Raw genomic sequence first — 26,108 nt, forward strand, 5'->3', positions numbered from 1 at the left:
ACTACAATGTCGGGATTTTCGATGAAACGTGTTTCTCAAATGACCGCGCTGGCAATGGCTTTAGGGCTGGCTTGCGCTTCTTCGTGGGCCGCTGAACTGGCGAAGCCTCTTACACCTGACCAGCTTCAACAACAAAATGGCAAAGCGATAGATACTCGCCCCAGCGCGTTTTATAACGGCTGGCCACAAACCTTAAATGGCCCTTCTGGTCATGAACCTGCCGCCTTAAACCTCTCTGCCAGCTGGCTCGACAAAATGAGCACCGAACAGCTCAACGCGTGGATCAAGCAACATAACCTGAAAGCCGATGCCCCGGTGGCGCTGTACGGTAATGACAAAGATGTCGACGCCGTCAAAACGCGACTGCAAAAAGCAGGTTTTACGCATATCTCCATTCTGAGTGACGCGCTAAGCGAACCTTCCCGTCTACAAAAACTGCCGCACTTTGAGCAGCTGGTTTATCCGCAATGGCTGCACGACCTGCAACAAGGTAAAGAGGTTACGGCGAAACCTGCCGGTGACTGGAAAGTCATTGAAGCGGCCTGGGGCGCTCCTAAGCTTTACCTTATCAGCCATATTCCCGGTGCTGACTACATCGATACCAACGAAGTGGAAAGCGAACCGCTGTGGAACAAAGTTTCTGATGAACAACTAAAAGCGATGCTGGCAAAACACGGCATTCGCCATGACACCACGGTCATTCTGTACGGGCGTGACGTATACGCTGGAGCGCGTGTGGCGCAAATTATGCTCTACGCAGGCGTGAAAGATGTGCGTCTGCTGGATGGCGGCTGGCAAACCTGGTCCGACGCGGGACTGCCTGTTGAGCGAGGAACGCCACCGAAAGTGAAAGCGGAACCGGATTTCGGCGTGAAGATCCCGGCACAACCGCAGTTGATGCTCGATATGGAACAGGCCCGTGGACTGCTGCATCGCCAGGATGCATCGCTGGTGAGCATTCGTTCGTGGCCAGAATTTATCGGTACGACCAGCGGTTACAGCTATATTAAACCAAAAGGTGAAATAGCCGGAGCACGTTGGGGACACGCTGGTAGCGACTCGACGCATATGGAAGATTTTCATAACCCGGATGGCACCATGCGCAGCGCCGATGATATTACCGCTATGTGGAAAGCGTGGAATATCAAACCAGAGCAGCAAGTTTCATTCTACTGCGGCACCGGCTGGCGCGCGTCCGAAACCTTTATGTACGCACGCGCCATGGGTTGGAAGAATGTTTCCGTGTATGACGGCGGCTGGTACGAATGGAGCAGCGATCCAAAAAATCCGGTAGCAACCGGTGAACGCGGCCCGGACAGTAGCAAATAACATTGCAATTACTGACGCTGGTGCGACTTCAGCGTCAGATACCCACTCCACACCCGCGTAAAGGTCGTCATCCAGCACAACGCACCGAAGATCCACGCAAACCACGCAAACCATGCAGGGAATAAACATCCCAGCACAAACAGTAAGATCGTTTCTGTGCCTTCGGTTAACCCGCCCAGATAATAAAACGATTTATGCGCATAACCGGGATTATCAATCTGATGTTTCGCCGCCAGCGCAGCAAAAGCGAGAAAACTGCTGCCTGTGCCGATAAACGCAAACAGCAGCCAGCCGCCTGCCAGGGCGTTTTGCTGCGGTGCGGCGAGGATAAACCCAAAAGGTACCAGCGCGTAAAAAAGAAAATCGAGAGAAATATCAAGAAAGCCGCCCGCGTCGGTAAGCCCTCTGCGCCGCGCCAGCGCACCGTCCAGACCATCAAGCAGCCTGTTCAACAAAATGACGACAAGCGCCGCCAGATACCAGCCCAGCGCCAGAAAAGGCAGTGCCAGCACGCCGATGGCAAATCCCACTAATGTTAAACCATCTGGCGTAATGCCCGGTTTATCAAGAACCCGCACGCACTGATGCAACAACGGTTTAATCCGGGGATGAAGATGGCGGTCTAGCACAGGCACTCCTTAAATATAAAGCCTTTCTGATTGAGCAACAGTGCGGATATTATGGCATTTTTCGCTTATCTGCCCGTGTGTAATTTATGAAAATGATTGAAGTTGTTGCCGCCATCATTGAACGTGATGGCAAAATTTTACTCGCGCAACGCCCCGCCCAGAGCGATCAGGCGGGATTATGGGAGTTTGCCGGTGGTAAAGTCGAGCCGGATGAAAGCCAGCGGCAGGCGCTGGTGCGTGAGTTACGCGAAGAACTGGGCATCGAAGCAACTGTGGGTGAGTATGTTACCAGCCATCAGCGAGAAGTTTCGGGCCGGATTATCCATCTTCATGCCTGGCACGTACCCGACTTCCACGGGACGTTACAGGCACATGAACATCAGGCGCTGGTCTGGTGCTCACCTGAAGAGGCGCTGCAATATCCGCTGGCCCCTGCTGACATTCCATTATTAGAGGCGTTTATGGCTTTACGCGCCGCCAGACCAGCGGATTAGTGCTAAGGGTTTTGTCATCCCGCTGGCATTGCAGCAGTATTCCCTCGGCTTTAATTACCGCGCCTTCAGAATAATTTTTATCCTGATAAACGCAGCACTGAGTACAGGGCTGCGCTGACTGCCCGCCTGAACTGAACACTTCTGGCGGTACGTTTACCTCCACGTCCGGACGATAATGCGGGTTAGCCAGTGCAATTAATGGAAATGCTAATACTACGGCGAACAATGCTCGACTCACAGGGAACTCCTTAACGTTATTGTCTCTGCTACTGATAACGGTAGCCGGGTGGCAAAACTTTAGCGTCTGAGTTATCGCATTTGGTTATGAGATTACTCTCGTTATTAATTTGCTTTCCTGGGTCATTTTTTTCTTGCTTACCGTCACATTCTTGATGGTATAGTCGAAAACTGCAAAAGCACATCACATAAACAACATAAGCACAATCGTATTAATATATAAGGGTTTTATATCTATGGATCAGACATATTCTCTGGAGTCATTCCTCAACCATGTCCAAAAGCGCGACCCGAATCAAACCGAGTTCGCGCAAGCCGTTCGTGAAGTAATGACCACACTCTGGCCTTTTCTTGAACAAAATCCAAAATATCGCCAGATGTCATTACTGGAGCGTCTGGTTGAACCGGAGCGCGTGATCCAGTTTCGCGTGGTATGGGTTGATGATCGCAATCAGGTACAGGTCAACCGTGCATGGCGTGTGCAGTTCAGCTCAGCCATCGGCCCGTACAAAGGCGGTATGCGCTTCCATCCGTCAGTTAACCTCTCCATTCTCAAATTCCTCGGCTTCGAACAAACCTTCAAAAATGCCCTGACTACCCTGCCGATGGGCGGTGGTAAAGGCGGTAGCGATTTTGACCCGAAAGGTAAAAGCGAAGGCGAAGTGATGCGTTTCTGCCAGGCGCTGATGACCGAGCTTTATCGTCACCTGGGCGCGGATACCGACGTTCCGGCAGGTGATATCGGCGTTGGTGGTCGTGAAGTCGGCTTTATGGCGGGGATGATGAAAAAGCTCTCCAACAATACTGCCTGCGTCTTCACCGGTAAGGGCCTTTCATTTGGCGGTAGTCTTATTCGCCCGGAAGCTACCGGCTACGGTCTGGTTTATTTCACAGAAGCAATGTTAAAACGCCACGGTATGGGTTTTGAAGGGATGCGCGTTTCCGTTTCTGGCTCCGGCAACGTCGCCCAGTACGCTATCGAAAAAGCGATGGAATTTGGTGCTCGTGTGATCACTGCGTCAGACTCCAGCGGCACTGTAGTTGATGAAAGCGGATTCACGAAAGAGAAACTGGCACGTCTTATCGAAATCAAAGCCAGCCGCGATGGTCGAGTGGCAGATTACGCCAAAGAATTTGGTCTGGTCTATCTCGAAGGCCAACAGCCGTGGTCTGTACCGGTTGATATCGCCCTGCCTTGCGCCACCCAGAACGAACTGGATGTTGACGCCGCGCATCAGCTTATCGCCAATGGCGTTAAAGCCGTCGCCGAAGGGGCAAATATGCCGACCACCATCGAAGCGACTGAACTGTTCCAGCAGGCAGGCGTACTGTTTGCACCGGGTAAAGCGGCTAATGCTGGCGGTGTAGCAACGTCAGGCCTTGAAATGGCGCAAAACGCTGCGCGCCTGGGCTGGAAAGCCGAGAAAGTTGACGCACGTTTGCATCACATCATGCTGGATATCCACCATGCCTGTGTTGAGCATGGTGGTGAAGGTGAGCAAACCAACTACGTGCAGGGCGCGAACATTGCCGGTTTTGTGAAGGTTGCCGATGCGATGCTGGCGCAGGGTGTGATTTAAGTTGTAAATGCCTGATGGCGCTACGCTTATCAGGCCTACAAATGGGCACAATTCATTGCAGTTACGCTCTAATGTAGGCCGGGCAAGCGCAGCGCCCCCGGCAAAATTTCAGGCGTTTATGAGTATTTAACGGATGATGCTCCCCAGGGAACATTTCTTATGGGCCAACGGCATTTCTTACTGTAGTGCTCCCAAAACTGCTTGTCGTAACGATAACACGCTTCAAGTTCAGCATCCGTTAACTTTCTGCGATAGCAGCAGATATGCCAGTAAAGAAATCCCATTAGACTATTTTTTTGATAATCTTCTTCGCTTTCGAACAACTCGTGCGCCTTTCGAGAAGCAAGCATTATATAATGCCAGGCCAGTTCTTCTTCAATTGTCCCGTTTTGAAAAGCTGTGCTTGATATCGAGATCATCCATGATAATTCCGCCGCCCATATTAGCTTCGCCGAGGATTTACCGGAGCGATTATTAGCGCAATCAGAGATATAGTCTGAGGGAAAAACAGCAAATTTATTCAACAAGGCGATAACCTGCTCTGGGGCTTCCTCCATGTTTGCTTTAAAGGTATTGGCTCCATGGTCGCCAGAAAGAAAATGCTCCATTAAGGCACAATAACTTTCGCTATCTTCGATACCCCATTGATCCTCTAAAGACTCGCGTCTTTTACTTATGATATCGATCGAGTCAAAAGGAAGCACATGATATTGGAAGGTATCTTTGCCAGGTTCAGGCTTTCGCGGCCAGAACTCCAGCGTTTCAGACCATTGCTTATGATAGAATCGATAAGGTGCGATCAATTGTAGCGCCTGTAACTTCTCGATACTGAGCGGCTCAATACCTTTAGCCTGATAATAATGCAGTTGTTCTTTTTTTGCTTTAAAACCGGCCCGAACAATAAGCCCCATCATAATTAATAGATAAAGAAAAGAGCATCCCGCAGTAATCAGGCCTCTTTCATTCAAACCGTTGGATGTTATCGCTGCGAATACAAACATTACAGCGACAACACATGTTAAATACCCCCCCCCACTTACAAAGCAGCATGGCCTTATTTTCTTTAATCATCCGTTCAAAATTACTATTAAATATTTCCCAGCCATTAAAAGAATACTTCTCGCTCCCAGGATGGTTTTGTAATAAAACTTTTTTCATCACATTCCCTGTTATTACATACTTTAGAGGCGATAATTTTATCCATGCAAAAAAAATATCCAACGAATTTTCTTGATCCGCTGGATATTTCAGAATATGACTCGAATAGCACGAAAGATTCGCTCGCTTACGCTATCGCCCCGCTTCCGGCTTCATCTGCTGGCGGACTTTTTTTCGCACTACGTTTACGCGGTGCAGCCTTTTTCTTATCAGCACTGCCACCACTGCCCGGAGCCACAATGCCGCGAAACTGCCGCACCGGAGTACGTTTGGCTTGATCAATAAGCTGATATAGCGTCCCCACCAGCGGCTGCATAAAGTCCTGATAGCGACACTGCTTTTCGCTGATTTGCGTCAGCACCGATTCCCAGTGCGCGGTCATGTCCGGTCGCGTAGCCATTTCTGGCAGCGAATGGAATAACGCTTTTCCGGCGTCGGTGGAGTGGATATAGCGCCCTTTTTTGGTGAGGAAACCACGCTTGAACAACAGTTCAATAATCCCGGCACGCGTTGCTTCTGTCCCCAGACCATCGGTCGCACGAAGGATCTTTTTCAGATCTTTGTCCTGCACAAAGCGCGCAATCCCGGTCATCGCCGAAAGCAGTGTTGCATCGGTAAAATGGCGCGGCGGCTGGGTTTGCCGCTCTACCACTTCACCTTTTTCACACAGCAACTCATCGCCTTTCGCCACCACAGGCAATGGCGTGCCGTCGTTTTCTTCATCGCGCTCTTTGCTGCCTAACAGCGCGCGCCAACCTGCTTCAGCAAGAAAACGCGCTTTAGCGACAAATTTGCCTTTGGCAATGTCCAGTTCGATAACACACTTGCGGAACACCGCATCCGGGCAGAACTGCATCAGATACTGACGGGCAATCAGGTTATAGACCTTCGCTTCGTTCTCCGTCAGGTTGATCGCAGAACTCCTTGCGGTCGGAATGATGGCGTGGTGCGCATCGACCTTTTTGTCATCCCAACAGCGGTTGCGTATATCTGGATCTACCACTGACTGCGGCAACAGATCCGGTGCATGAACGCTGATGGCATTCATCACCGCGTGGCGTCCGGCAAAATGTTCTTCTGGCAAATAGCGACAATCGGAACGCGGATAAGTGATTAGCTTGTGCGTTTCGTACAGCTTCTGGCAGATATCAAGCACGTTCTGCGCGCTCAGACCGAAGCGTTTTGCCGCTTCAATCTGCAACGCCGAAAGCGAAAACGGCAGCGGCGCGGATTCTGATTCCCGTTTATCGTTATAGCTGGTGACAATAGCCGGTTGACCACTAATGCGGTTAACCACATGCTCCGCCAGTGGACGATGTAACAAGCGCCCTTCTTCATCCTGGTACGGTTCACACGCTTCGCTCGGTTGCCAGATAGCGGTAAACCGCTCATCGGCAGGTGTCACGATATGCGCTTTGACTTCAAAGAAGTCTTTCGCCACGAAGTTTTCAATCTCTTCATCGCGGCGCACCACCAGCCCGAGCACGGGTGTCTGCACGCGTCCCACGGAAAGTACGCCCTGATAACCGGCATTGCGACCGAGAATGGTATACGCACGGGTCATATTGATGCCGTACAGCCAGTCGGCACGCGCTCGCGCCAGCGCAGAAACGCACAGCGGTACAAACTCACTGTTGGAACGAAGACGGTCGATCGCCCGCTCAACCGCCTGCGGGTTCAGGTCGTTTATCAAGCAACGCTGCACCTGCTGGCGCTTTTCCGGTGCCAGTTGTAGATAGTCCAGCACTTCATCCACCAGCAGTTGCCCTTCGCGATCCGGGTCCCCGGCGTGAACGATTTCGCTGGCTTCATGCAGGAACCGTTTGATGACGTTAAGTTGTTTGGTCACGGAGGGTCGGGGCTGTAATTGCCACTTTTCCGGGACAATCGGCAAATCCGCAAGATTCCAGCGCGCATAGCGGCTGTCGTAGGCGTCTGGCTGCGCCTGCTCAAGCAGGTGACCGATACACCAGGTCACCACCTGACCATTACCGCACTCGATAAAGCCATCGCCTTTACGGTGCGGTTTGGGCAGGACATCAGCAATGGCGCGCGCCAGACTCGGTTTTTCGGCAATAAACAACCGCATTGAATTAACGGATCTCAACCATGGCACGACCGCCGCGCGCTGGCACCAGTTCGCCAATCGCCGTCAGTTCAATGCCAAACTCGGCGGCTGTAGCTTTAACCTCATTTTCTGCTTCCGGCATGACCGCCAGCAGCAAACCGCCAGAAGTTTGCGGATCGCACAGCAGATCGCGCACTTCACGCGGCATTTCACCCATCAGATGACCGTAGCTGGCAAAGTTACGTTCGGTGCCGCCTGGCACTGCGCCCAACTTAATGTACTCTTCAACCCCCGGCAATTTCGGGATCGCGTCATAGTCAACGCGCGCCTGCACACCTGCGCCCTGACACATTTCGCTCAAATGGCCCAGCAGACCAAAGCCCGTAACGTCGGTCATCGCTTTTACGCCTTCGATGTTGGCAAAGGACGCACCTGCGATGTTCATCCGGCACATCACTTCCGTCGCCAGTCCCTGATGTTCTGGTTTCAACAGTGATTTTTTCTCAGCCGTGGTAAGAACGCCGATCCCCAGCGGTTTCGTCAGGAACAGTTTGCATCCGGCTTGTGCGGTACTGTTTTTCTTCACCCGCTCGGTCGGTACGATCCCCGTTACCGCCAGACCAAAAATCGGCTCCGGCGCATCGATGGAGTGACCGCCAGCCAGCGCAATACCCGCCTGACGGCATGCATAGCGTCCACCTTCGGTTACTTCGCGGGCAATTTCTGGGGAAAGTTTGTTAATCGGCCAGCCGAGGATCGCAATCGCCATAATCGGTTTGCCCCCCATCGCGAAGATATCGCTGATGGCGTTAGTCGCCGCAATGCGGCCAAAATCGAAAGGATTATCAACGATCGGCATAAAGAAGTCGGTGGTACTGATAACGCTGGTGCCATTGCCCAGATCGTACACCGCCGCATCGTCGCGGGTCTCATTACCCACAAGCAAATTCGGATCAACAAACTTCGCCTGCTCACTGTGCAGGATGGTTTCCAACACTTTTGGGGAAATTTTACAGCCGCAACCAGCTCCGTGGCTGTATTGGGTCAAACGAATCGAGTTCTCGCTCATGGACATCTCCTGTCAATGCAATCCGGGTATGGTAACCCTCATTCCGTGAAGTGATAAGTGAGAGTGTCTGAATTCCTGCGCCTTTGCTCACAATCCAGACAGTTTCGCGACAATTATCAGAAATAAGTTACAAACGGCGTCGGGTCCGGGACGTTAATCGACGTAGATGCTTTCAACTGCGGCGTGCCGAGGTAGAGAAAACCGACAATTTTATCCTGCTCACGGCAACCGAATGCTTCACGCACTACCGGACTTTCAGTTAATGCGCCACTGCGCCAGATGCCGCCAAATCCTTGGGCAACGGCTGCCATTTGCATCGCCATGACCGCGCATCCGGCAGACATTTCCTGTTCCCATCGCGGGACTTTATGATTTTCTTCGCATTTCGCCACCACCGTGATGATGAGCGGTGCGCGGAACGGCGCATTACGGGCTTTGTCGATAGCTTTGTCATCACTACCGGCAGCAATCGCCCCCTGTTCCAGTACGGCGCTGAAACGCTCGCGCCCTTCCCCTTCAATCACAAAAAAATGCCACGGTTGCATGGACTTATGGTCCGGCGCACGCATACCCGCACGCAGGATGTTTTGCAGTTGTTCACCCGTTGGCGCGGGTTCAGCCAGGCGGGAGGCGCTACGGCGATTGATCAATAGTTCGAGTGCATCCATTTGATTAACTCCTGTCGTGATATTTATTCACAAAATTAACACGAGAGTGGATTTTGTTACAGCACAGTCCGCAATTCCTGCTGACAAGTGCCGGTTGGGTCATTACGATAACCACATCTATTGCGCCTGTGACAGGTGTGACCTTAAGTTGGGAGAATACATGCGAACCCTTTGGCGATTTATTGCCGGATTTTTTAAATGGACGTGGCGTCTGCTGAATTTCGTCCGTGAAATGGTACTTAACCTGTTCTTTATTTTCCTCGTACTGGTTGGTGTGGGGATCTGGATGCAGGTCAGTGGTGGTGATTCGAAAGAAACGGCCAGTCGTGGCGCACTGCTGCTGGACATTTCTGGTGTGATCGTCGATAAACCCGACAGTTCTCAGCGGTTTAGTAAATTAAGCCGCCAGCTGCTTGGTGCCAGTTCCGATCGTCTGCAGGAAAACTCACTGTTTGATATCGTCAACACCATTCGCCAGGCGAAGGACGACCGCAATATCACCGGTATCGTGATGGATCTGAAAAACTTCGCAGGCGGCGACCAGCCGTCTATGCAGTACATCGGCAAAGCCCTGAAAGAGTTTCGTGACAGCGGGAAACCGGTTTATGCCGTTGGCGAGAACTACAGCCAGGGGCAATATTATCTCGCCAGTTTCGCCAATAAAATTTGGCTGTCACCGCAAGGCGTGGTTGATCTGCACGGTTTTGCTACCAACGGTCTGTACTACAAATCGTTGCTGGATAAGCTGAAAGTTTCCACCCATGTGTTCCGCGTGGGTACGTATAAATCTGCCGTTGAACCGTTTATTCGTGATGATATGTCACCGGCAGCCCGCGAAGCTGACAGCCGCTGGATTGGTGAGCTGTGGCAAAACTATCTGAATACTGTTGCCGCTAACCGGCAGATCCCTGCTGAGCAGGTATTCCCTGGCGCGCAAGGGTTGCTTGAGGGTTTAACCAAAACCGGTGGCGATACCGCGAAATATGCACTGGAAAACAAGCTGGTCGATGCACTGGCATCGAGTGCGGAAATCGAAAAAGCACTGACCAAAGAATTCGGCTGGAGTAAGACTGATAAAAATTATCGCGCCATCAGTTATTACGATTACGCATTGAAAACGCCGGCAGATACCGGTGACAGCATCGGTGTCGTCTTTGCTAATGGCGCAATTATGGATGGCGAGGAAACTCAGGGGAAAGTTGGCGGTGATACCACTGCGGCACAAATCCGCGACGCTCGCCTTGACCCGAAAGTGAAAGCGATTGTCCTGCGTGTTAATAGCCCAGGCGGCAGCGTTACCGCGTCTGAAGTGATTCGCGCTGAACTGGCAGCAGCCCGGGCAGCGGGTAAGCCTGTGGTTGTATCGATGGGCGGCATGGCGGCATCTGGTGGTTACTGGATTTCCACGCCAGCTAATTACATTGTGGCTAACCCCAGCACCCTGACCGGTTCTATCGGTATCTTCGGCGTGATCACCACCGTAGAAAATAGTCTGGATTCGATTGGTGTTCATACCGATGGTGTCTCAACTTCACCGCTGGCAGATGTTTCTATCACCAGGGCACTGCCGCCGGAAGCACAGCAGATGATGCAGTTAAGCATTGAGAATGGCTATAAACGCTTTATCACGCTGGTTGCTGATGCGCGTCATTCGACGCCGGAGCAAATTGATAAAATCGCCCAGGGCCACGTCTGGACCGGTCAGGATGCAAAAGCTAACGGGCTGGTCGATAGTCTCGGGGATTTCGATGATGCGGTTGCCAAAGCAGCAGAGCTGGCAAAAGTGAAACAGTGGCATCTGGAATACTACGTTGATGAACCGACCTTCTTCGACAAAGTGATGGACAACATGTCTGGTTCTGTCCGGGCAATGTTGCCAGATGCGTTCCAGGCCATGTTACCTGCACCGCTTGCCTCGGTAGCCTCTACCGTTAAAAGTGAAAGCGACAAGCTGGCCGCGTTTAACGACCCACAAAACCGTTATGCGTTTTGCCTGACCTGCGCCAACGTGCGTTAAGTCTTGTACTGAGTGGCCGACAGATCGTCGGCCACATTATTTTTTACCTCGACGAATCCTCTTCCCGCTGTCTCGACCCATATTTCCTTATCCGCATAGTATCAGGTGCGCTCCTCCTGCCTCACGTATATACTTTTGCTCTTTCGATATCATTCATATCAATATCATGCAAAAGAAATCAATTTACGTCGCCTACACGGGCGGGACCATCGGGATGCAGCGTTCCGAGCAGGGTTATATTCCGGTGTCAGGTCATCTACAACGCCAACTGGCGCTGATGCCGGAATTCCATCGCCCGGAGATGCCAGATTTCACCATTCATGAATATACGCCGTTGATGGATTCTTCTGATATGACGCCGGAAGACTGGCAGCATATTGCTGAAGATATTAAAGCGCACTATGACGACTATGATGGTTTTGTCATTCTACACGGTACCGACACGATGGCGTATACCGCCTCTGCGCTGTCGTTCATGCTCGAGAATCTCGGTAAACCGGTCATTGTGACAGGGTCACAAATCCCGCTGGCTGAGTTACGCTCTGACGGACAAATTAATCTGCTGAATGCGTTGTACGTTGCGGCGAATTATCCGATCAACGAAGTAACGCTCTTTTTCAATAACCGATTGTATCGCGGCAACCGCACTACCAAAGCCCATGCCGATGGTTTTGATGCGTTTGCCTCTCCAAACCTTCCTCCGTTACTGGAAGCTGGTATCCATATTCGTCGTTTGAATACGCCACCCGCCCCGCACGGTGAAGGGGAATTAATCGTTCATCCAATCACGCCACAACCAATTGGCGTAGTGACGATTTATCCGGGGATTTCTGCTGATGTCGTGCGCAATTTTCTGCGCCAACCGGTGAAAGCATTGATTCTGCGCTCCTATGGCGTGGGTAATGCGCCACAAAACAAAGCCTTCCTGCAGGAATTACAAGAAGCCAGCGATCGCGGTATTGTGGTGGTCAACCTGACACAATGTATGTCCGGTAAAGTGAATATGGGTGGTTATGCCACCGGTAACGCCCTCGCCCATGCCGGCGTTATTGGCGGTGCAGATATGACTGTAGAAGCCACGCTAACCAAACTGCATTACCTGCTGAGCCAGGAACTGGATACTGAAACCATTCGCAAGGCCATGAGCCAAAACCTGCGCGGCGAACTGACGCCGGATGATTAAGGAGACTGCAATGCCCCCTCGCGCCCTGTTACTGGTCGATTTACAAAATGATTTCTGTGCTGGTGGCGCGCTCGCCGTGCCGGAAGGTGACAGTACGGTGGATGTCGCTAACCGCCTTATTGACTGGTGCCAGTCGCGCGGTGAAGCGGTTATCGCCAGTCAGGACTGGCACCCGGCGAATCACGGCAGTTTTGCCAGTCAGCACTGTGTAGAGCCTTATATGCCAGGTCAACTCGACGGTTTGCCACAAACCTTCTGGCCAGATCACTGTGTGCAGAACAGTGAAGGCGCACAATTACATCCGTTACTGAACCAAAAAGCGATCGCAGCGGTGTTCCATAAAGGCGAAAATCCTTTAGTTGACAGTTACAGTGCCTTTTTTGATAACGGCCGTCGGCAGAAAACCTCTCTCGATGACTGGTTACGCGATCATGAAATCGATGAATTGATCGTTATGGGCCTGGCTACTGACTATTGCGTGAAGTTTACCGTGCTGGACGCGTTACAGTTAGGTTATAAGGTAAACGTGATTACCGATGGTTGTCGTGGCGTGAATATCCAGCCCCAGGACAGTGCGCACGCGTTTATGGAGATGTCAGCAGCTGGGGCAACGCTATATACGCTGGCAGACTGGGAAGAGACGCAGGGGTAATATTAGTTGAATTCATCTCTGGCCTACATTTCCTCAATGACATTGTAGGCCAGATAATACTTGTCAGTGTTGCATTTAACCTACTTGCAGCTAAAACACGACGTCCTAACAAGTATATTTGCCCTCCCTTAATAACAGGCTTAAATACTAGATAACTCATTCACTTAAACATAGCAATAGGCTTTGCTGAGATACCAAAATCTTCTTTTAACTGCTGTTTGCTCTTCATGACCATCTGACCATTTGTGTCAATTGTCATATGCTGTGCTTCGGTATTATGGCGGGCTTGCCACAGCATCACCAGTTGCAGGCAATTCTCTTTTTGTTCCTCGGTCAACGCAACGCCATCAGGCCATTTCCCCAGTTCAACGGCGGTCGACAAACGCTGGTATACCTCAGGCGTCATGCTGTTGATAATGTCATCAAGATTCATAATTTTTCCGCTCCTGTGGAATAAGTTGCTGAATCGTTTTTTCAACCGTTGATTTCTTCACCGTTTTCGCCATCAGTGAAGCGTAAAGAAGCAGAGTTAACACAATAACGTTCGCCTGTTGGTTGCGGCCCGTCGGGAAAGACATGCCCCAGATGGGCATCACAGTTACCGCAACGAATTTCTATGCGCTGCATTCCATGTGACAAGTCTTTGATATAACGAATGGATTCTTCACTCACCGGTTCGTAGAAACTGGGCCAGCCACAGCCGGAATCATACTTCGTTTCGGAATGAAACAGCGGGGCATCGCAGATCAAACAGTGATATACGCCGTCACGCTTGTTATGCAGTAAACGACCCGTAAATGGCGGTTCTGTCCCATGATTCTGCGTCACGTAAAACTGCATCTCGGACAAATTTTTTTTCAGTTCTTCTGCCGAAGGTTTATTAGCCATTTGCTCACATCTCACTTTAATCGTGCTCACATTACGTGACTGATTCTAACAAAACATTAACACCAACTGGCAAAATTTTGTCCTAAACTTGATCTCGACGAAATGGCTGCACCTAAATCGTGATGAAAATCACATTTTTATCGTAATTGCCCTTTAAAATTCGGGGCGCCGACCCCATGTGGTCTCAAGCCCAAAGGAAGAGTGAGGCGAGTCAGTCGCGTAATGCTTAGGCACAGGATTGATTTGTCGCAATGATTGACACGATTCCGCTTGACGCTGCGTAAGGTTTTTGTAATTTTACAGGCAACCTTTTATTCACTAACAAATAGCTGGTGGAATATATGACTATCAAAGTAGGTATCAACGGTTTTGGCCGTATCGGTCGCATTGTTTTCCGTGCTGCTCAGAAACGTTCTGACATCGAGATCGTTGCAATCAACGACCTGTTAGACGCTGATTACATGGCATACATGCTGAAATATGACTCCACTCACGGCCGTTTCGACGGTACCGTTGAAGTGAAAGACGGTCATCTGATCGTTAACGGTAAAAAAATCCGTGTTACCGCTGAACGTGATCCGGCTAACCTGAAATGGGACGAAGTTGGTGTTGACGTTGTCGCTGAAGCAACTGGTCTGTTCCTGACTGACGAAACTGCTCGTAAACACATCACCGCTGGTGCGAAGAAAGTGGTTATGACTGGTCCGTCTAAAGACAACACTCCGATGTTCGTTAAAGGCGCTAACTTCGACAAATATGCTGGCCAGGACATCGTTTCCAACGCTTCCTGCACCACCAACTGCCTGGCTCCGCTGGCTAAAGTTATCAACGATAACTTCGGCATCATCGAAGGTCTGATGACCACCGTTCACGCTACTACCGCTACTCAGAAAACCGTTGATGGCCCGTCTCACAAAGACTGGCGCGGCGGCCGTGGCGCTTCCCAGAACATCATCCCGTCCTCTACCGGTGCTGCTAAAGCTGTAGGTAAAGTACTGCCAGAACTGAATGGCAAACTGACTGGTATGGCGTTCCGCGTTCCGACCCCGAACGTATCCGTAGTTGACCTGACCGTTCGTCTGGAAAAAGCTGCAACTTACGAGCAGATCAAAGCTGCCGTTAAAGCTGCTGCTGAAGGCGAAATGAAAGGCGTTCTGGGCTACACCGAAGATGACGTAGTATCTACCGATTTCAACGGCGAAGTTTGCACTTCCGTGTTCGATGCTAAAGCTGGTATCGCTCTGAACGACAACTTCGTGAAACTGGTATCCTGGTACGACAACGAAACCGGTTACTCCAACAAAGTTCTGGACCTGATCGCTCACATCTCCAAATAAGTTGAGATGACACTGTGATCTAAAAAGAGCGACTTCGGTCGCTCTTTTTTTTACCTGATAAAATGAAGTTAAAGGACTGCGTCATGATTAAGAAAATTTTTGCCCTTCCGGTCATCGAACAAATCTCCCCTGTCCTGTCCCGTCGTAAACTGGATGAACTGGACCTCATTGTGGTCGATCATCCCCAGGTAAAAGCCTCTTTTGCATTACAGGGCGCACACCTTCTCTCGTGGAAACCTGCGGGTGAAGAAGAAGTTCTGTGGTTGAGCAACAACACACCGTTCAAAAATGGCGTCGCTATTCGCGGTGGCGTACCGGTTTGCTGGCCGTGGTTTGGTCCGGCGGCACAACAAGGTCTGCCTGCGCACGGTTTTGCCCGCAACCTGCCGTGGACGCTGAAATCACATCGTGAAGATGCTGATGGCGTAGCGCTGACTTTTGAATTGACGCAAAGCGAAGAGACGAAAAAATTCTGGCCGCACGACTTTACGCTGTTAGCGCATTTCCGCGTGGGTAAAACCTGTGAAATCGATCTTGAATCACATGGCGAATTTGAAACCACCTCTGCCCTGCATACCTACTTTAACGTGGGTGATATCGCTAAGGTAAGCGTCAGTGGGCTGGGCGATCGCTTCATTGATAAAGTAAATGACGCGAAAGAAGATGTACTGACCGACGGTATTCAGACCTTCCCTGACCGTACCGATCGCGTGTATCTGAATCCGCAAGATTGCAGCGTGATTAATGATGAAGCGCTGAATCGTATTATCGCCGTAGGCCACCAGCATCATCTGAACGTTGTCGGCTGGAACCCGGGACCGGCGCTTTCAGTTAGCATGGGCGACATGCCGGATGATGGCTACAAAACATTTGTTTGTGTAGAAACGGCTTACGCTTCAGAAACGCAAAAAGTGACCAAAGAGAAACCTGCACATCTGGCGCAATCCATTCGCGTTGCGAAACGTTAATTTGCGTTAATGTTGTGTGCCGGGTGCGATGCATCCGGCACGTATCAACATCACACCATATCCAGCGCAGTTTTTCCTTTTGGTGCCGGATACGCTTTATCCAGCATGGTTAATTCCGCTGACGAAAGTTCGACCTCAAGCACAGCCGCATTCTGTTGGACATGGGCAATCGTGGCCGCTTTTGGAATCGCCATCACACCCTGATGGCTGATTACCCACGCCAACAATACTTGTGCCGCGCTGATATTGTGAGCATGTGCAATTTCGTTGACTACCGCGTTTTTTAACAGTCCATTGCGCAACCGCCCGGCCTGGGCTAATGGACTGTAAGCCATCACCGGCATCTGCTGTTGCTGGCACCAGGGGAGTAGATCGTACTCAATCCCTCGTGAACCGAGATGGTAAAGCACCTGATTAGTGGCACACTGATTTCCCCCCGGCAGCTGCCAGAGTTCCTGCATATCAGCATGATCAAGGTTAGAAACGCCCCAGCGGCGGATTTTTCCCTGGGCGATCAATTTTTCCATCGCTGCCACAGTCTCTTCAAAAGCGAAACTGCCAGACCAGTGTAATAAGTAGAGATCGAGATAATCAGTATTGAGACGGCGTAAACTGGCTTCGCATGCATTTATCGCTTTTTGCCCGCCAGCATTCCACGGATAGACTTTAGAGACGAGAAAGACGTTATCGCGCAGACCGGTTAATGCTTCCCCAACCACCTTTTCGGCACCGCCATCGGCATACATTTCGGCGGTATCAATGAGGGTTAAACCGAGCTCAATGCCCGCGCGTAGTGCAGCAACTTCTGTTTTGCGCTGACTGGCATCTTCGCCCATATACCATGTTCCCTGCCCTATGGCTGGCAGTGAGACATCGCCACTAAATTGAATCATTTTTTGTTGCATTGTTTCCTCCCAGGTATTGCACCACCGTAATGCAAAACAGGGCGTGACGCCCTGTTTTTATGCACAAAATGCCCTGGAAAGATGCATTATCAGAATTTGTAGGTGATCCCGGTAGAAATCAGGCCAGTCCAGGATTTATCCACCATCGGGCTGTCAGTAACTTCATCAGACAGACGGGTATAGCGCGCGGTACCGTAAACACTCCAGTCGCCGAGGAAGTTGTAGCTGGCGCTCAGCTCCAGGTAAGGGCTCCAGCTGTCGTTCGGGTTATAGCCACGCAGACCGCTGCGAGCGGACTCTTTGCGCGATACGCCATAATAGTATTCGTTCTGGTTTTCGCTGTTCCACTGCACACCAATACCCGGAGTCACGGTCAGGCCACCGTTGGTGTAACGATACAACCAGGCCATATCCCAGACAATACCGTTGCTGTTATCCAGGGTATCGCCAGCCAGGGTGGTACGCAGGTAACCGTACTGGGTAAAGTGAGCATAAGACAGACCAGCCATCATGGTGCTCTTACGGTCATCCAGGTGACGCATTTGGTGATCGCCACTGTCTTTCGCTTTGAAGTAAAGCGGCGACCAGTAAGCGGTAATTGAAAGTTTATCCGTTGCGTCATTCCACAGGTAGTAACCACCACCTAAGCCACGGAACCAGAAGTTATCGCCTTCATAGTTGATTACCGGTACTGGGTAAACATCGGTATCGTAATCTTTATATGGGTGCTCAACGACACCTACGCCTGCGCCCAGGGAAAATTTACCTTCAGCGTGCGCTACGCCTGCAGACGTTGCGATAAGCACTCCAAGTGCCAGAAGTTTGAGTTTGGTCACAATTAATCATTCCTTAAACAAATGTTTAGCGGGCGACAAAGTTTACCCGTCAATACATCGAAACCCAACCTTTTTACGTTTTCATTTTTTAAAGTAACTGTTTAATTTTCCTGACGCGGATGACACCGCGCTTACAGCCAAATGAATTTAGCGTTACTGGCTACCCCGGTCTTTACATTAATTATGCAAAATTTATGGATGAGTTGTTGATATGCCATTGAAATTAAGAAAGCCGTGCAGGCAAGTTTTCCATTTGCCATCTACGCTTAATTTTTGAAGGTGTATCACCGGGCACGTTGTTCTCATCGTCGATAAAATGGCATGAGAGTTGCTGTGTTTTAGCAAGAGACGTCGTTCAGTTTACCTCTTCCGGGAGCCTCTACTATTCATATGAACGGCTCTTAACCTGTGCTAAAAAACGAAAGGACGGCATACCATGAATATATTCGATCACTATCGCCAGCGATATGAAGCTGCCAAGGACGAAGAGTTCACACTGCAGGAGTTTCTTACCACTTGTCGGCAAGATCGCAGTGCTTATGCCAACGCGGCTGAGCGGCTATTGATGGCTATCGGTGAGCCTGTCATGGTCGATACAGCCCAGGAACCCAGACTTTCTCGACTCTTTTCTAACCGGGTCATTGCACGTTATCCGGCATTTGAAGAGTTTTACGGCATGGAAGACGCGATTGAACAGATTGTCTCTTATCTGAAACACGCGGCTCAGGGGCTGGAAGAGAAGAAACAAATCCTGTATCTGCTGGGGCCTGTGGGTGGGGGTAAATCATCGCTTGCTGAGCGACTGAAATCATTAATGCAGCTCGTACCGATTTATGTATTGAGCGCCAACGGTGAGCGTAGCCCGGTCAACGATCATCCGTTCTGTCTTTTCAATCCGCAGGAAGATGCTCAGATTCTGGAAAAAGAGTATGGCATTCCTCGCCGTTATCTCGGCACCATCATGTCGCCATGGGCGGCAAAACGCCTGCATGAATTTGGTGGCGATATCACTAAGTTCCGGGTAGTGAAGGTCTGGCCGTCAATTCTGCAACAAATTGCTATCGCCAAAACGGAACCCGGTGATGAGAACAACCAGGACATCTCCGCGCTGGTTGGGAAAGTCGATATTCGTAAACTCGAACACTACGCGCAGAATGACCCGGACGCCTACGGCTATTCCGGTGCGCTGTGCCGCGCCAACCAAGGGATCATGGAATTTGTCGAGATGTTTAAAGCACCGATAAAAGTGCTGCATCCGCTGTTAACCGCCACTCAGGAAGGTAACTACAACGGGACGGAAGGTATCTCCGCCCTGCCGTTCAACGGGATTATTCTCGCCCACTCGAACGAATCCGAATGGGTCACTTTCCGTAATAACAAAAACAACGAAGCCTTCCTCGACCGTGTTTACATCGTGAAGGTGCCGTATTGCTTACGCATTTCCGAAGAGATCAAAATCTACGAGAAATTGCTTAATCACAGTGAATTGACTCACGCCCCCTGCGCCCCTGGCACGCTGGAAACGCTGTCACGTTTTTCCATTCTTTCGCGCCTTAAAGAGCCAGAAAACTCCAGCATTTATTCAAAGATGCGGGTTTATGATGGCGAAAGTCTGAAAGACACCGATCCCAAAGCCAAGTCGTATCAGGAATATCGTGACTACGCCGGTGTCGATGAAGGGATGAACGGTCTGTCGACGCGTTTTGCGTTTAAGATCCTCTCCCGCGTGTTCAACTTCGATCATGTAGAAGTGGCGGCAAACCCGGTCCATCTGTTCTACGTCCTGGAACAGCAGATCGAGCGCGAGCAGTTCCCACAAGAGCAGGCAGAACGCTATCTGGAGTTCCTGAAAGGTTATCTGATCCCGGAATATGCCGAGTTTATCGGCAAAGAGATCCAGACGGCCTACCTTGAATCCTATTCCGAATATGGGCAAAACATTTTCGACCGTTATGTTACCTACGCGGATTTCTGGATTCAGGATCAGGAGTATCGCGATCCGGATACCGGGCAGCTGTTTGACCGCGAGTCTCTTAACGCCGAGCTGGAGAAAATCGAGAAACCGGCGGGGATCAGTAATCCAAAAGATTTCCGCAACGAGATTGTTAACTTCGTACTGCGCGCCAGAGCGAATAACAGCGGACGCAATCCGAACTGGACCAGCTATGAAAAACTGCGCACGGTTATCGAGAAGAAAATGTTCTCCAATACCGAGGAGCTGTTGCCGGTTATCTCGTTTAACGCCAAAACGTCAACCGACGAGCAGAAGAAACACGACGACTTTGTCGACCGTATGATGGAAAAAGGCTACACCCGTAAACAGGTGCGTTTACTGTGCGAATGGTATTTGCGCGTACGTAAATCGTCTTAACAACCCTGGCCCGGTACACATGTTACCGGGCCTACAACGACAGCGAACCGTGGGCCTGAGAAGCGGCAACACAGGCGTAGCATACAGTTGGCAAATGTAGTACGGGGGGCATATGACCTGGTTTATTGACCGGCGTCTGAACGGCAAAAACAAAAGCATGGTGAATCGCCAGCGTTTTTTACGCCGTTATAAAGCGCAAATTAAACAGTCGATCTCCGAGGCCATTAATAAGCGTTCGGTGACTGACGTCGACAGCGGCGAATCCGTATCCATTCCCACGGAAGATATTAGCGAACCGATGTTTCATCAGGGGCGTGGCGGTCTGCGCCACCGCGTGCATCCGGGCAATGACCATTTCGTCCAGAACGACCGAATTGAACGTCCCCAGGGTGGCGGCGGAGGTTCCGGCAGTGGTCAGGGCCAGGCCAGCCAGGATGGTGAAGGTCAGGATGAATTTGTCTTTCAGATTTCGAAAGATGAGTATCTTGATTTGCTCTTTGAAGATTTGGCCTTACCGAATCTGAAACAAAACCAACAACGCCAGCTGACCGAATATAAAACGCATCGGGCGGGTTATACTGCTAACGGCGTTCCGGCCAATATCAGCGTTGTGCGTTCCTTGCAGAACTCACTGGCGCGACGCACAGCCATGACGGCAGGCAAGCGGCGGGAACTTCATGCACTGGAAGAGAATTTGGCCATCATCAGCAACAGTGAACCTGCGCAGCTGCTGGAAGAGGAACGTCTGCGCAAAGAAATTGCAGAATTACGTGCCAAAATTGAACGCGTCCCTTTTATTGACACCTTCGATTTACGTTACAAGAACTACGAGAAGCGGCCCGATCCCTCCAGCCAGGCAGTGATGTTTTGCCTGATGGACGTTTCCGGTTCAATGGATCAATCCACTAAAGATATGGCTAAGCGTTTTTATATTCTGCTGTATCTGTTCCTCAGCAGAACGTATAAGAACGTGGAAGTCGTATACATCCGCCATCATACCCAGGCGAAAGAAGTCGATGAACATGAGTTTTTCTACTCGCAGGAAACAGGCGGCACCATTGTTTCCAGCGCCCTGAAACTGATGGATGAGGTAGTGAAAGAGCGTTATAACCCGGCACAGTGGAATATTTACGCTGCACAAGCATCGGACGGCGATAACTGGGCCGATGACTCTCCGCTTTGCCATGAAATCCTGGCGAAAAAATTATTACCTGTTGTTCGTTATTACAGCTATATCGAAATTACCCGTCGTGCACATCAGACATTGTGGCGAGAATATGAGCATCTGCAATCTACTTTCGACAACTTTGCGATGCAGCACATCCGCGACCAGGATGATATTTATCCGGTGTTCCGTGAACTGTTTCATAAACAAAATGCAACAGCTAAAGACTAAAACTATCAGCCAGGTCATTATCGCCTGGCTGATTTTTAGCTTACTGTAAATTATCTCATTTATTACATACATTAGCTTACAATCGCTTTAAATATGACAGCATAACCTTTACATAATTTAGTTCCAGAAAACAATCATTCGGAAAAATGATTCAGTCAACACGTATTTCCATGGGGTTATTCTTTAAATATTTTTTATCGTTAACGAAAATTGATCCTGGTCAAAACTATATATCTCTGCCATCAATAAAATCCAGCACTCACATTGCTCTCCTTTTTATGGTTTCTATGGGTACACAAAAATTAAAAGCTCAAAGCTTTTTTATTTTCAGTTTATTGCTGACGTTAATTTTATTTTGCATCACCACATTATATAACGAAAACACAAATGTAAAACTCATCCCACAGATGAATTACCTGATGGTTGTTGTGGCTTTGTTTTTCCTTAACGCCGTCATTTTTCTTTTCATGTTAATGAAATATTTCACTAACAAACAAATTTTACCAACACTCATTTTAAGCCTTGCATTTTTAAGTGGCCTTATCTATTTAGTTGAAACCATTGTAATTATCCATAAACCAATTAACGGCAGTACACTGATCCAGACAAAGTCGAATGATGTTTCTATTTTCTATATTTTCCGCCAACTCAGTTTTATTTGTTTAACCTCGCTGGCACTCTTTTGTTATGGAAAAGACAACATCCTTGACAACAATAAGAAAAAAACGGGAATCCTGTTGCTGGCGCTGATTCCTTTTTTAGTTTTTCCCCTTCTGGCACACAATCTGAGCAGTTATAACGCTGACTATTCTTTGTATGTCGTCGACTACTGTCCGGACAACCATACTGCGACCTGGGGAATCAACTATACAAAAATATTGGTTTGTCTGTGGGCATTTTTACTGTTCTTTATTATCATGCGTACACGATTAGCCAGCGAACTATGGCCGTTAATAGCATTATTATGTCTGGCATCGCTATGCTGCAACTTACTTCTACTGACTCTGGATGAGTATAATTACACCATCTGGTATATCAGTCGCGGGATTGAAGTTTCCAGTAAACTGTTTGTTGTGTCTTTTCTGATTTATAACATTTTTCAGGAACTGCAACTCTCCAGCAAACTGGCAGTTCATGATGTGCTGACCAATATTTATAATCGGCGCTACTTTTTCAACAGCGTAGAGTCATTATTGTCGCGACCTGTTGTTAAGGACTTCTGTGTCATGCTGGTTGATATTAATCAGTTCAAACGCATCAATGCCCAATGGGGACATCGTGTGGGTGATAAAGTGCTGGTTTCAATTGTCGATATTATCCAGCAAAGCATCCGCCCTGATGATATTTTAGCGCGACTGGAGGGTGAGGTGTTTGGCTTGCTATTTACCGAACTCAATAGTGCCCAGGCAAAAATCATTGCGGAACGTATGCGTAAAAATGTCGAACTCCTGACCGGCTTTAGTAACAGATATGATGTTCCTGAACAAATGACCATCAGTATTGGCACGGTTTTTTCAACGGGTGACACGCGTAATATCTCGCTTGTCATGACGGAAGCAGATAAAGCCTTACGCGAAGCGAAAAGCGAGGGGGGCAACAAAGTGATTATTCATCATATTTAAGTGCAAAAATATTCAGAGCCATGCTTTTTGCGTGGCTTTTGCATACAATTTATTACTATTACCCCTAAATTTCCCCTCCCCTGCGGCGCAGAGATGAGTATAATTAGCGCCCCTGTGCCAGGCCGCAATCGAACTTTATCTGGTTTTCTCGTTTCACTAACCGAAGGAGTGCCATTTATCATGAAATTGCACCATAGAATGCTCCGGCATTTTATCGCCGCAAGTGTCATTGTGCTGACATCTTCCTTCCTTATTTTTGAACTTGTCGCCAGCGACAGAGCAATGAGTGCCTATCTGCGCTATATCGTGCAGAAAGCAGACTCCTCCTTTCTTTATGATAAGTATCAGAATCAGAGTATTGCCGCGCATGTGATGCGCGCTCTCGCTGCTGAGCAGTCGGAAGTGTCGCCAGAACAGCGGCGCGCCATCTGCGAGGCTTTTGAGTCTGCCAATAATACCCATGGCTTAAACCTGACTGCCCATAAATACCCGGGCTTACGCGGCACACTACAAACCGCATCCACTGACTGCGACACAATTGTGGAAGCTGCAGCACTATTACCCGCTTTTGATCAGGCAGTGGAAGGCAACCGCCACCAGGATGATTACGGTTCAGGTCTTGGGATGGCCGAAGAGAAATTTCACTATTATCTCGATCTCAATGACCGCTATGTCTATTTTTATGAGCCGGTTAATGTTGAATACTTTGCGATGAATAACTGGTCCTTCCTGCAGTCAGGAAGTATTGGTATCGATCGCAAAGATATTGAAAAGGTATTTACCGGGCGTACCGTATTGTCGAGCATTTACCAGGATCAGCGTACTAAACAGAACGTGATGAGTTTGCTGACGCCGGTGTATGTTGCAGGGCAGCTAAAAGGGATTGTGCTGCTGGATATTAACAAAAACAATTTGCGGAATATCTTTTACACTCATGACCGCCCTCTCCTCTGGCGTTTTCTCAATGTCACGCTAACCGATACCGATTCGGGGCGCGACATTATCATCAACCAGAGCGAAGATAATCTGTTCCAGTATGTCAGTTACGTCCATGACTTACCGGGCGGCATTCGTGTCTCGTTATCCATTGATATTCTTTACTTTATCACGTCTTCGTGGAAAAGCGTTCTGTTCTGGATTTTGACTGCGTTAATTTTGCTGAATATGGTCCGGATGCACTTCCGTTTATACCAAAATGTGTCGCGAGAAAATATTAGTGATGCGATGACTGGACTGTATAATCGCAAAATTTTAACCCCTGAACTGGAACAGCGGTTGCAGAAACTGGTGCAATCCGGTTCTTCGGTGATGTTTATTGCAATTGACATGGACAAGTTAAAGCTAATAAATGACACCCTCGGTCATCAGGAAGGGGATTTAGCGATTACGTTGTTAGCTCAGGCGATTAAACAATCGATTCGTAAAAGTGATTATGCCATCCGACTCGGTGGCGATGAATTCTGCATCATTCTTGTCGATTCGACGCCGCAAATTGCAGCACAACTGCCTGAACGTATCGAAAAACGTCTGCAACATATCGCGCCGCAGAAAGAAATCGGCTTCTCTTCCGGTATTTACGCGATGAAAGAAAACGATACGTTACATGATGCGTATAAAGCTTCCGATGAGCGTTTATATGTCAATAAGCAGAACAAAAACAGCCGTTCATGATAACCTTCTGTGGTTGTTTGCTTGTAATCTCAGGAGCGTGAAATGACTGAAATGGCTAAAGGAAGCGTGACGCATCAGCGGTTAATCGCTTTATTATCACAAGAAGGTGCTAACTTCCGCGTCGTTACCCATGAAGCGGTAGGTAAATGTGAAGCGGTGTCAGAAATTCGTGGCACCGCTTTAGGCCAGGGAGCTAAGGCACTGGTATGTAAAGTCAAAGGCAATGGCGTAAATCAACATGTTCTGGCGATCCTCGCTGCCGATCAACAGGCCGATCTGAGCCAACTTGCCAGCCATATAGGCGGATTACGCGCTTCGTTGGCCAGCCCGGCGGAAGTCGATGAACTCACAGGCTGTGTCTTCGGCGCGATCCCCCCTTTCAGCTTCCATCCAAAACTCAAACTGGTTGCCGACCCTCTACTCTTCGAACGATTTGATGAAATCGCCTTCAATGCAGGGATGCTGGATAAATCCGTTATTTTGAAAACCACGGATTATTTGCGCATTGCGCAACCAGAACTGCTCAATTTCCGCCGCACTGCGTAACTAGCCTGTCCGTTCAATAAGCAGAACGGACAAAACCAGCACAACAGCAATGGCAAAAAACGATGACGTGATAATCAGTGTCTCGACGAACATTTGATCGTTCATAGCATGCCCCCGGGAGATAGCTGTTTTCACGTTATTGTTAGCGTGCACAAATGGCAGTTTGATGACAGTTCGCCTGATTTTTTATGCAAAAAACGTAAAGATTTTCTACTTCCTTCCTGCAGCAAGCGTAAAGTAAGCAGGCTTATTATTTTTTGGCAAGGAAACCACGATGTTTGATGTCACTTTGCTGATCCTGCTCGGGTTAGCTGCGCTGGGCTTTATCAGTCATAACACCACTGTCGCCGTTTCAATTCTGGTGTTGATCATTGTCCGCGTCACACCGTTAAGCACCTTTTTCCCGTGGATTGAAAAACAGGGGCTAAGTATCGGGATAATCATTCTGACGATTGGCGTTATGGCCCCCATCGCCAGCGGGACG

23 protein-coding genes and 2 pseudogenes (1 of these 25 only partly in view) are annotated in these 26,108 nt (G+C 49.4%); 14 read left to right on the forward strand and 11 right to left on the reverse strand.

Annotated elements, in window-relative coordinates:
* Positions 1 to 21: 21 nt before the first annotated feature.
* On the forward strand, positions 22 to 1,329 hold the full coding sequence (gene ynjE / locus QZF50_RS06045; protein ID WP_001356079.1) for a thiosulfate sulfurtransferase YnjE: 1,308 nt from the start codon (positions 22 to 24) through the stop codon (positions 1,327 to 1,329).
* Positions 1,330 to 1,337: 8 nt separating this feature from the next.
* Here ynjE and QZF50_RS06050 read toward each other — a convergent pair whose 3' ends face one another.
* Complete coding sequence (locus QZF50_RS06050; RefSeq protein WP_001307237.1) at positions 1,338 to 1,958, reverse strand: CDP-alcohol phosphatidyltransferase family protein; 621 nt, start codon at positions 1,956 to 1,958, stop codon at positions 1,338 to 1,340.
* 86 nt (positions 1,959 to 2,044) lie between these two features.
* Here QZF50_RS06050 and nudG point away from each other — a divergent pair, with 86 nt between their 5' ends.
* Positions 2,045 to 2,452: a CTP pyrophosphohydrolase gene (gene nudG, locus QZF50_RS06055; RefSeq protein WP_000781892.1), complete on the forward strand. Its 408-nt coding sequence runs from the start codon at positions 2,045 to 2,047 to the stop codon at positions 2,450 to 2,452.
* Here the strand turns inward: nudG and QZF50_RS06060 are convergent.
* Positions 2,418 to 2,690, reverse strand: a complete 273-nt coding sequence (locus QZF50_RS06060) for a YnjH family protein (RefSeq protein WP_000085233.1) — start codon at positions 2,688 to 2,690, stop codon at positions 2,418 to 2,420. The genes nudG and QZF50_RS06060 overlap by 35 nt on opposite strands.
* 235 nt (positions 2,691 to 2,925) lie before the next feature.
* Between QZF50_RS06060 and gdhA the strand changes: the two genes are divergently transcribed.
* Entirely contained in the window at positions 2,926 to 4,269 is a 1,344-nt protein-coding gene (gene gdhA, locus QZF50_RS06065) for an NADP-specific glutamate dehydrogenase (protein ID WP_000373043.1), read from the forward strand.
* Positions 4,270 to 4,385: 116 nt separating this feature from the next.
* Here gdhA and QZF50_RS06070 read toward each other — a convergent pair.
* The 4 genes and pseudogenes from QZF50_RS06070 to QZF50_RS06085 form a co-directional block, all read right to left on the reverse strand.
* Positions 4,386 to 5,427: pseudogene (locus QZF50_RS06070) on the reverse strand (DUF1266 domain-containing protein).
* Positions 5,428 to 5,554: 127 nt separating this feature from the next.
* Complete coding sequence (gene topB / locus QZF50_RS06075) at positions 5,555 to 7,516, reverse strand: DNA topoisomerase III (RefSeq protein ID WP_001235819.1); 1,962 nt, start codon at positions 7,514 to 7,516, stop codon at positions 5,555 to 5,557.
* A gap of 4 nt (positions 7,517 to 7,520) precedes the next feature.
* Positions 7,521 to 8,564: a selenide, water dikinase SelD gene (gene selD, locus QZF50_RS06080; protein ID WP_001298241.1), complete on the reverse strand. Its 1,044-nt coding sequence runs from the start codon at positions 8,562 to 8,564 to the stop codon at positions 7,521 to 7,523.
* A 116-nt stretch (positions 8,565 to 8,680) separates the two neighbouring features.
* Positions 8,681 to 9,232, reverse strand: a complete 552-nt coding sequence (locus QZF50_RS06085) for an NAD(P)H nitroreductase (protein ID WP_000339283.1) — start codon at positions 9,230 to 9,232, stop codon at positions 8,681 to 8,683.
* A 160-nt stretch (positions 9,233 to 9,392) separates the two neighbouring features.
* On the opposite strand from QZF50_RS06085, the gene sppA reads away from it, so the two are divergent.
* The 3 genes from sppA (at position 9,393) to pncA (ending at position 13,084) form a co-directional block, all read left to right on the forward strand.
* The gene (gene sppA, locus QZF50_RS06090) at positions 9,393 to 11,249 is read left to right on the forward strand and encodes a signal peptide peptidase SppA (protein WP_001259809.1); all 1,857 of its coding nucleotides are present in this window, start codon (positions 9,393 to 9,395) and stop codon (positions 11,247 to 11,249) included.
* A 166-nt stretch (positions 11,250 to 11,415) separates the two neighbouring features.
* Positions 11,416 to 12,432, forward strand: a complete 1,017-nt coding sequence (gene ansA, locus QZF50_RS06095) for an asparaginase (RefSeq protein WP_001170162.1) — start codon at positions 11,416 to 11,418, stop codon at positions 12,430 to 12,432.
* Between the two features lie 10 nt (positions 12,433 to 12,442).
* Entirely contained in the window at positions 12,443 to 13,084 is a 642-nt protein-coding gene (pncA, locus tag QZF50_RS06100) for a bifunctional nicotinamidase/pyrazinamidase (RefSeq protein ID WP_001135062.1), read from the forward strand.
* A 160-nt stretch (positions 13,085 to 13,244) separates the two neighbouring features.
* Here the strand turns inward: pncA and QZF50_RS06105 are convergent, their stop codons facing one another.
* Entirely contained in the window at positions 13,245 to 13,517 is a 273-nt protein-coding gene (locus tag QZF50_RS06105; RefSeq protein ID WP_001046790.1) for a YeaC family protein, read from the reverse strand.
* A gap of 41 nt (positions 13,518 to 13,558) precedes the next feature.
* Positions 13,559 to 13,972, reverse strand: a complete 414-nt coding sequence (msrB, locus tag QZF50_RS06110) for a peptide-methionine (R)-S-oxide reductase MsrB (RefSeq protein WP_001284613.1) — start codon at positions 13,970 to 13,972, stop codon at positions 13,559 to 13,561.
* Between the two features lie 341 nt (positions 13,973 to 14,313).
* Here msrB and gapA point away from each other — a divergent pair, with 341 nt between their 5' ends.
* Both gapA and QZF50_RS06120 read left to right on the forward strand, forming a co-directional pair.
* Positions 14,314 to 15,309: a glyceraldehyde-3-phosphate dehydrogenase gene (gene gapA, locus QZF50_RS06115; protein WP_000153502.1), complete on the forward strand. Its 996-nt coding sequence runs from the start codon at positions 14,314 to 14,316 to the stop codon at positions 15,307 to 15,309.
* Positions 15,310 to 15,392: 83 nt separating this feature from the next.
* Positions 15,393 to 16,277: a D-hexose-6-phosphate mutarotase gene (locus QZF50_RS06120; protein WP_001299317.1), complete on the forward strand. Its 885-nt coding sequence runs from the start codon at positions 15,393 to 15,395 to the stop codon at positions 16,275 to 16,277.
* A gap of 50 nt (positions 16,278 to 16,327) precedes the next feature.
* On the opposite strand, the gene yeaE is transcribed toward QZF50_RS06120, so the two are convergent.
* Both yeaE and mipA read right to left on the reverse strand, forming a co-directional pair.
* Entirely contained in the window at positions 16,328 to 17,182 is an 855-nt protein-coding gene (yeaE, locus tag QZF50_RS06125; protein WP_001186343.1) for a methylglyoxal reductase YeaE, read from the reverse strand.
* Between the two features lie 89 nt (positions 17,183 to 17,271).
* Positions 17,272 to 18,018: a scaffolding protein MipA gene (gene mipA, locus QZF50_RS06130; RefSeq protein ID WP_000163771.1), complete on the reverse strand. Its 747-nt coding sequence runs from the start codon at positions 18,016 to 18,018 to the stop codon at positions 17,272 to 17,274.
* Between the two features lie 436 nt (positions 18,019 to 18,454).
* On the opposite strand from mipA, the gene yeaG reads away from it, so the two are divergent.
* The 5 genes from yeaG to yeaK all read left to right on the forward strand — a co-directional run bounded on the left by yeaG (position 18,455) and on the right by yeaK (position 25,624).
* Positions 18,455 to 20,389 carry a protein kinase YeaG gene (gene yeaG / locus QZF50_RS06135; RefSeq protein WP_061892379.1) on the forward strand — a complete coding sequence of 645 codons (1,935 nt, stop codon included), beginning with the start codon at positions 18,455 to 18,457 and terminating at the stop codon, positions 20,387 to 20,389.
* A gap of 112 nt (positions 20,390 to 20,501) precedes the next feature.
* Positions 20,502 to 21,785 carry a YeaH/YhbH family protein gene (locus QZF50_RS06140; protein WP_000219686.1) on the forward strand — a complete coding sequence of 428 codons (1,284 nt, stop codon included), beginning with the start codon at positions 20,502 to 20,504 and terminating at the stop codon, positions 21,783 to 21,785.
* 146 nt (positions 21,786 to 21,931) lie between these two features.
* Positions 21,932 to 23,407 carry a GGDEF domain-containing protein gene (locus QZF50_RS06145; RefSeq protein ID WP_000616433.1) on the forward strand — a complete coding sequence of 492 codons (1,476 nt, stop codon included), beginning with the start codon at positions 21,932 to 21,934 and terminating at the stop codon, positions 23,405 to 23,407.
* Positions 23,408 to 23,587: 180 nt separating this feature from the next.
* Complete coding sequence (gene dgcJ / locus QZF50_RS06150; RefSeq protein WP_001295489.1) at positions 23,588 to 25,078, forward strand: diguanylate cyclase DgcJ; 1,491 nt, start codon at positions 23,588 to 23,590, stop codon at positions 25,076 to 25,078.
* A 42-nt stretch (positions 25,079 to 25,120) separates the two neighbouring features.
* On the forward strand, positions 25,121 to 25,624 hold the full coding sequence (gene yeaK, locus QZF50_RS06155; protein ID WP_000138052.1) for a mischarged aminoacyl-tRNA deacylase: 504 nt from the start codon (positions 25,121 to 25,123) through the stop codon (positions 25,622 to 25,624).
* On the opposite strand, the gene yoaI is transcribed toward yeaK, so the two are convergent.
* Positions 25,625 to 25,729, reverse strand: coding sequence for a small membrane protein YoaI (yoaI, locus tag QZF50_RS06160; protein ID WP_000999630.1), 105 nt, complete (start codon positions 25,727 to 25,729; stop codon positions 25,625 to 25,627).
* Positions 25,730 to 25,898: 169 nt separating this feature from the next.
* On the opposite strand from yoaI, the pseudogene QZF50_RS06165 reads away from it, so the two are divergent.
* Positions 25,899 to 26,108 (forward strand): annotated as a pseudogene (locus tag QZF50_RS06165) (DUF441 domain-containing protein); it runs 249 nt beyond the window's last position.

The sequence above is a fragment of the uncultured Escherichia sp. genome (genome assembly GCF_948475835.1).
Taxonomy (GTDB): domain Bacteria; phylum Pseudomonadota; class Gammaproteobacteria; order Enterobacterales; family Enterobacteriaceae; genus ECMA0423.